5 protein-coding genes are annotated in these 7,413 nt (G+C 72.5%); 3 read left to right on the forward strand and 2 right to left on the reverse strand.

The window, feature by feature from the left end; all coding sequences use genetic code 11:
• Nucleotides 1–35 precede the first annotated feature (35 nt).
• Together ACIQZO_RS30530 and ACIQZO_RS30535 are read left to right on the forward strand one after the other, a co-directional pair.
• Entirely contained in the window at nucleotides 36–800 is a 765-nt protein-coding gene (locus tag ACIQZO_RS30530; protein WP_403632166.1) for a hypothetical protein, read from the forward strand.
• A gap of 169 nt (nucleotides 801–969) precedes the next feature.
• The gene (locus ACIQZO_RS30535) at nucleotides 970–3,738 is read left to right on the forward strand and encodes a PKD domain-containing protein (protein ID WP_403632169.1); all 2,769 of its coding nucleotides are present in this window, start codon (nucleotides 970–972) and stop codon (nucleotides 3,736–3,738) included.
• Between the two features lie 87 nt (nucleotides 3,739–3,825).
• Here ACIQZO_RS30535 and ACIQZO_RS30540 read toward each other — a convergent pair whose 3' ends face one another.
• Nucleotides 3,826–5,037, reverse strand: a complete 1,212-nt coding sequence (locus tag ACIQZO_RS30540; protein WP_403632172.1) for a DUF1266 domain-containing protein — start codon at nucleotides 5,035–5,037, stop codon at nucleotides 3,826–3,828.
• A gap of 10 nt (nucleotides 5,038–5,047) precedes the next feature.
• Nucleotides 5,048–5,998, reverse strand: a complete 951-nt coding sequence (locus ACIQZO_RS30545; RefSeq protein WP_403632175.1) for a GntR family transcriptional regulator — start codon at nucleotides 5,996–5,998, stop codon at nucleotides 5,048–5,050.
• Between the two features lie 177 nt (nucleotides 5,999–6,175).
• On the opposite strand from ACIQZO_RS30545, the gene ACIQZO_RS30550 reads away from it, so the two are divergent.
• Complete coding sequence (locus ACIQZO_RS30550) at nucleotides 6,176–7,285, forward strand: FAD-dependent monooxygenase (RefSeq protein ID WP_403632178.1); 1,110 nt, start codon at nucleotides 6,176–6,178, stop codon at nucleotides 7,283–7,285.
• Nucleotides 7,286–7,413: the final 128 nt, after the last annotated feature.

The following is a 7,413-nucleotide window of genomic DNA, read 5'->3' on the forward strand; positions in this document are numbered from 1 at the left end:
CCGGGAGGTAACCTCCGCCCGGGAAGGGGGCCGGGGTGTCCATCGCCGAATTGCAGGTGTACTCCGTCGAGGAGGCCGACGTCACGGGCGGCGTGTGCGTGGTCCGGTGCGTCGGCGGGGTGGCGCGGGCCGGACAGGTCTACGCCGTCGGGGAGTCCAGGATCGGCCTGCGCCACATCGAGCGCCACGGGCGGGTCGTCGGCTCCTTCGACGCCGGGCACATCGCAAAGGTCCACCTCGCGGGTGCCATGGTCGCGCTGCTCACCCGGGGCCAGGTGCTGACCTCGGTACCGCCCGACGGGCACTCGCTGGAGGACCTGGAGGCCTGGCTGGCCGCCGACCCGCCGCTGCGGGAGGAGCCGCACCCGCGGACCCTGCGGGTCCTGGCCGGCGTGCGGATGCGGGACGAGCGGCTGCCGGACGGGATCCGGCTGCGCTGGGGCCGGATCGCGCTGACCGCCACCCACCGCTGCGCGCGGGCCGAGGGCGTGCCCGATCTGCTCAGGGCGCCCGAACTGGCCTGTGTACAGGCGTACTTGATCCAGCAGTTCGGCCCGGACCGGGGCGGCGACCCGGCCGCCTTGTGCCAGGAGCTGCTGGAGCTGATGGACCTCACCCCGGAGCACGCCGCGGCGCAGGGCGGCGTCTGGCGCGACCTCCCGTACCACCGCATCCGGCATCTACGCCGGATCAAGGGCCTGATCCCGTGGCTGGTCCTCGTCCGCCCCCACCTCGCGGACGCCGACCCCCTGGCGTCCGCGGTCGACGCCTGGGCGGCGGTCCGGCCGCACCTTCCGTAGTCCGGGAAAAGATCGCGTGACATCGACTTTCGGACGCTGGATACTGAACGCAGTACGCGGGGGGCTGCGTGCGCCCGACTGTCGCTGGGGGAACAGGACGTCTACCGGTCGTGCGGCGCCGCAGGAACCTTCGTGACACCACGCCTCTCTCCACGAAGGAACCCCACTGGTGCGTCCCACTCGCACGACGGTCCTGCTGACCGCAGGTCTCGTCACCCTTCTCGGTGTTCCGGCGGCCGCGGCCGCCGAGACCCCGACCAGCCTCTACGTGAACAACCGCGACGGCTCCAACTGTTCCGACACCGGAGCCGGTACGCAGGCCGTCCCGTACTGCACGATCTCGGCGGCCGTCAAGGCCGTGGCCCCGGGGCAGACCGTCCGGATCAAGCCGGGGAGGTCGTACGACGAGGCCGTCACCATCGACCGCTCGGGAGCGCCGGGCAAGCCGATCAGCTTCGTCGCCGAGGACGAGTGGGAGGGCCAGCAGGCCGATCTCGGCAAACTGCTGACCGTCCGGGGTGCCTCCCACGTGCAGTTCGGCAGCCTGTTCGCCCGCGGCGGCGTTCAGATCAGCGGTTCCTCCGATGTCGGGCTGGACCGGATCCGTGCCGTGCGGGGCCGGCTCGATTCCGTCGTGGTCGACGGGGCGAGCAAGGACGTCCGCATCGGCCGGAGCGATCTGGTCGGTGTCCGGATCGAGGGCGGCTCGCGGGGCACCGTGCTCAGCCGCAATCGCATCACCGGCGCGGCACAGCCGGCGGTCGCGGCGGTCGACGCGCCCGGCACCGTCGTCACCAACAACACGGTCTACGGTTACTGCGCGACCGCCCTCTCGATCGGGGGCGGTTCGACGGGCTCCGGTCTGTTCAACAACGTGGTCCTGACCGAGGTCCGCAGCAGCTACTGCAAGACCGACGAACCGCGCAACGCCATCCTGGTCGCGCAGAGCGCCACCGCGGGCACCGTAGCCGACTACAACCTGGTCACCGGCGTTCCGGTCGCCCCCGTGCAGGTGCCGTACAGCTGGGCCGGCAGCACGTACCCGGACCCGGCGGCGTTCCACGCCGCGACCGGTCAGGGCGGGCACGACATCCTGACCCCGGGTCAGGACGGGGTCGGTCCGGTCGAAGGCTCCCCGACCATCGATTCCGGCGACCCGACCGCTCCGGGCGTACTGCCGAGCGACATCAACAGGACACCGACCGGGGACGACCCCGGGGTGCCCAATACGGGGAAGAACGGCGGGTACATCGACCGCGGCGCCTACGAGACCGACGACGGCCTGAGCCAGACCTGGCTGCACGTCGACCAGACCTGGGCGCCGGTCGGCACGAAGGTGGAAGTGCAGGCCGTCTCAGACAGCCGCTGGCCCACCGAGATCAGCTACCACATCGACTTCGGCGACGGGACGGAACCGGTCGTCACCCGGCAGGGCGCGGGCGCCCACGGCCTGGCCACGCACGTCTACGGCAAGCCGGGCGACTACGTGATCGGGGTGACGGCCGTCAACGGCGCCGGCGAGAAGGTCACCGACCGAAAGACGGTCAAGGTGACCCCGGCGACCCCGCTGACGGCGGTCTTCACGGACACGCCTGTCCTGCCGGGCCCGGCCGACACAGGCCACCTCCCCCCACTGACCGTCTCCTTCGACCCCTCGGCCTCGGCGACGCCGTGGCCGGTGGAGCGCACCGAGGTGGACTACGGCGAGGGCTACTACGAGCGGTTCGACGGTCTGGCCACCGTCAAGCACAGCTACACGCGGCCGGGTGACCACCAAGTGACCGTCAGGCTCTTCGACGTCAAGGGCAACCAGGCCACGACGACCCGGACCGTGCGCGTGGACTACGCCCGCGCCGGTTACGTGGCCACCGCGCCCTTCCGTCTGCAGGACAGCCGCATCAACCACGGCGTCAGCCTGCAGGGCGGAGTCTCCACCCCGGTCGGCATGCCGATCGGGGTCAACCCGGCGGGCAGCGCCTCGGGCGCCATGTCCGCGGCGGTCATCAACGTGACCCTCACCAACGTCACCCAGGACGCCTTCCTCAACGTCACCCCGGCGCGCGAGGACCGGCCGACGACCTCGAACCTCAACGCCCGCGGGGGCGGCACCGTGTCCAACACGGTGACCGTCCCCGTCGGCAAGGACGGCCAGGTCTGGTTCTACCTCAACGCGGGCAAGGCCGACGTGATCGTGGACTTCGTCGGCTACTACCAGCCGGGCACCGGGGAGAAGTTCAGCCCCGTCGCCCCGGCCCGGCTCGCGGACACCCGCACCCCGGGCGCGGGCGGCGCGGTGGCCGGCGGCACCACCCGTACCGTCAAGGTCGCGGGCGTCGCCGGGATCCCGGCCGACGCCAAGGCCGTCGCGGTGAACCTGACGAGCACCGAGGCCACGCAGAACTCGTTCGTGGTCGCCTACCCCGACCCGGCGAAGCGGCCCGAGCCTGCGTCGAACCTGAACCCGGAGCCCGGCAAGGCCAAGTCGAACCAGGCCATCGTGCCGGTCGGCCCGAACGGGACGATCACCCTGTACAACCACGCCGGTTCCGCGCACCTGATCGTGGACGCGGTGGGCTACTACGGCAAGGACGGCAAGGCGCTGTACATGCCGGTCGTGCCCAAGCGCCTCGCGGACACCCGTACGACGGGCAAGCTCGCCGCGGGCGCGACCACGACCGTGTCCGGCGTGCCGGCCGGCGCGGTGGGCGCGGTGGTGAACCTGACGGCGACCGAGAGCACCGGCGCCGGCTTCCTGACCGCGTACGGCTTCGGCTCGGCCCGTCCGGAGGCGAGCAGCCTGCAGACGCTGCCGGCTCTGACCGTCCCGAACCACGTGACGACCCCGGTCGCGGACGGCAAGTTCACCGTCTACAACGGCCCCTGGGGCGGTCCCAACCACGTGATCGCCGACCTGCTCGGCTACTTCACCCAGGGCTAGGACAGCACGGAGCCCCGGCCCCCGCCGTGTGCGGGGACCGGGGCTCCGTGCTGTCCGCGTTCGGTTCAGCGGCGCCGCGACGAGCGGCTACCCGAGGTTCCAGGGAATGTTGCGCCAGGGGCTGGCCGGGTCGTTCGTCAGCGCGAGGTGGGCGACGAGGGCGGTGGTGTACCAGGTGCCGAACTCCTCCTCGTCGAAGTGCAGGCACCGGCCGAGGACGTACCCGGCGGAGAACTCCTCCCACGAGCGGTACGTGTCCCGGGCCGCCTCCCCGGCGCGCAGTACGGCCCGCTCCGCCTCGGCGACTGTCCCGTAGCGGCAGCCGACGCCCCAGCGGGCCATCTGCGAGGCCCGGCCGATGTCCCAGCCCTCCACCGAGCGGACCCAGCCGTCCTCGGGCAGCAGTCCGTCGGCCCGGAAGCGCTGCTCGTAGCGGGCGATGCGGCCGATGAGGCGTCTGACGCCTGCTATCTCCCCCTCCACCTCCGCGGTGGGGCGCGGCTGCGCGACGGTCACCCCGTCGGGGGTGAGCTGCGGCTCGGCGGCGCGTTCGGCGTTGCGGCGCAGGCTCGCCTCGGCGGCGTGCCGCCAGTGCTCCACGTCCACGGCCCCGGCGAAGTCGGAGGCGAGGGCGCGGCGGACGCGGAGCGCGTACTCCCAGACGGGGCTGACCATCTCCGCGGTCAGCAGGGTCTCCAGGGTGGACAGCCAGTCGGAGCGTTCGGTGATGCTCCAGCTCTTCGCCACGCGGCGGCGCTCGTACTGGTAGCCGCTGCCGTGGTAGGCGAGGGAGTTCCAGAACTCGCCGTTGGTCACGGCGAGATGGCTGCCGACGGCGAGGCCGTGGGCGACTGGCCCGTGCAGCGGGCCGCCGGTGAAGAGGGCGTGGACCTTGCCCTCGGGCAGGCCGTAGTGGGCGGAGCCCTCGGCGTGCGCGCGCCAGCGGGCCAGGTCGGCCGGGGTGGTGGTGAGGTAGGCCTCGGAGGGGGACTGCGGGTTCACGGCGAGGAAGGCCGGGTCGTCGGCGGCCCAGACCTCGGCGAACCAGCGCAGGCTGCGGGACTCGAAGACCGTCTCGGGGGTGGGGGCGGGCAGCATGCCGGCGGTGTGGACCACGAGCATCCGGTCCGGGGTGGCGTGGAAGAACACCGAGCCGGGGTGCGCGTCGGACTGCCCGCGGGGCTGCGCCACGTACAGCGGCGTACGGGCCAGCACGTCGAAGTACGCGGCCCAGTCACCGGCGGCCTTGGCCTCGTACAGCTCTCTCTCGATGACGCTCGGCGCGATCCAGGTCCCCATACGGCCGAGCCTAGCCTTCGATCACGGGGGTCAGTCCGTCGAGGAGGGCCCCGAGGCCCAACTCGAAGAGCGCGTCGAGCCGCAGGTCGTAACCGTCCTCGAAGGATCCGACCACTTTGGCGAAGGTCGGGAAGCGGCCGGAGTCCACCAGTTCCCGCAGGACGGGGGTGCGGCTGTCCATCCACTGGTCCTCCGACTGACCCGTGGCGGCTTCGGCGTCGGACTCCATCTCCAGGTGCACCGCCATGCCGTGTACGTGGCTGTAGAGCAGGACGTGGATGTCGAAGAGGGTGGTCGGGTCGAGCCCGTGGCCGTCGAGGGCGCCCAGGATCCACTCGCCGTGGACCAGCAGGTTGGGCAGGAGCAGCGGGCGGGTGAGGGAGCTGATCCTGCTCAGCCACGGGTGCTTGCGGTACAGGCGCCACAGGGTCCGGGCGCCGACCTCGATGCGCGTCCGCCAGTGCGCGGGGGCGTCGGCGGGATACGACTCCTCGCCGAACGCGGCGTCGGCCATGAGCAGGAGCAGGTCCTCCTTGCTCGGGACGTACCGGTAGGTCGACATGGCGGCGACGCCGAGCCGGGCCGCGACACTTCGCATGGACAGCGCCGCGAGCCCTTCGGCGTCGGCGATGGCGATGGCGCTGCGGACGATCCGTTCGAGGGTCAGCTCCTGCTCGGTGTCCGGGGCGGGTGCGGGCCGTCCGGGGGGTGCGGCGGCGGGGGCGGTGTTTCCCGCGACGACCGTGCCGATCCGGGGACGGGCCTCGACCAGACCCTCCAGGCGCAGGGTGGTCAGGGCCTTGGTGGCGGTGGCGAGCGCGACGCCCCACTGCGCGGCGATCTGCCGGGTGGAGGGGACCCGGTCCCCGGGGGCGAGTTCACCGTCCGCGATGCGCCGCCGGATCGTGGCGACGATGCGCAGGTAGGGGGGATCCCCGGCCGCGCCTGTGGTGTGCGTCACGTTCTGCCGCCCTTCGCTTCTGTACTAGTGCAGAGGTTAGCAGCGGCGATGCCTGCCGGAGCCTATCTGACCTAGTACAGGCGGGTCATTTCGGTGATTGAGGACCCTGTGCGTACGTCGTACATTCAGTGTGCGTACAGCGTACAGACCAGGTTCTGATCAGCGAAGGAGCACCTCATGCGGACCGTACTCGTCTCCGGCGGCGGGATCGCCGGGCCCGTCCTCGCCCACCGCCTGCGCCGGCACGGCTTCGAGCCCACCGTCGTCGAGCGCGCCCCCGGCCCGCGCGCCGGCGGGCAGGCCGTGGACATCCGCGGAGTCGCCCTCGAGGTCGTGGACCGCATGGGCCTGCTGGACCGGGCGAGCCGCGTACGCACCCGGATGCGCGGCATGTCGATCCTCGGCCCCGACGGCAGCGAGGTGGACCGCTCCACCGAGTCGACCTTCAGCAGCGGCCGGCTCGACGGCGAGGACATCGAGGTGCTGCGCGAGGATCTGGTGCGGATGGTTCACGATCACACCCGCGCGGACGTCGAGTACCTCTTCGGCGACAGCGTCACCGGGCTCGACGAGGACGCGAGCGGCGTACGCGCCCGGTTCACGCACGCGGCGCCGCGCACCTTCGACCTCGTCGTCGGGGCGGACGGCCTGCACTCGACCGTGCGGCGCCTGGCCTTCGGTCCCGAGGAGGACTTCGTCCACCACCTGGGCAGCTACCTCTCGGTGTTCGGCGCGGACAACTTCCTCGCGCTGGAGGACTGGCAGATGTGGCTGCGGGACGGGGACATGGGCTTCGGCATCATGCCGGTGCGCGAGAACACCGAACTCCGGATCGCCTTCGGCTTCGAGTCCACCCCGCTGCCCCCGGAGCTGCGTCCCGCCGACGCCCTGCGGCGGATCGTCGTCGAGAGGCTGCAGTCGCTGCGGTGGGAAGGGGCCCGCCTGGCCGAGGCCGCCCGCAAGGCACCCGACTTCTACTGCGATGCGATGGCCCAGATCCGCATGGACACCTGGTCACGGGGCCGGGTGGCCCTGCTCGGCGACGCCGGTTACTGCCCCTCCCCCCTCGCGGGGCAGGGCACCAGCCTGGCCCTGGTGGGTGCCCACGTCCTGGCCGACAGCCTCGCTCGGACACCGGGCGACCACCTCACCGCGTACGCCCGCTACGAGGAGCGGATGCGCCCCTTCGTCACCCTCAACCAGGCGCTGGCGACGGAGAACCCGGGCGCCCCCGCCCCGGAGGAATCGGTGACCCGGGCCAAGAACGCGATCTCACTGGACGGTTGAACCAGCGGGAGGCGGGCGGGCGGGAGGGCGGGCGGCCGCCGCACGGTCGCGGGGGGGGGGGGGGGCCGCGGCCCCCCCCCCCCCCCCCCGCCCCCCCCCCCCCCCCCCCCCCCCCCCCCCCCCCCCCC

It is taken from the genome of Streptomyces sp. NPDC097617 (assembly GCF_044761485.1).
GTDB lineage: Bacteria > Actinomycetota > Actinomycetes > Streptomycetales > Streptomycetaceae > Streptomyces.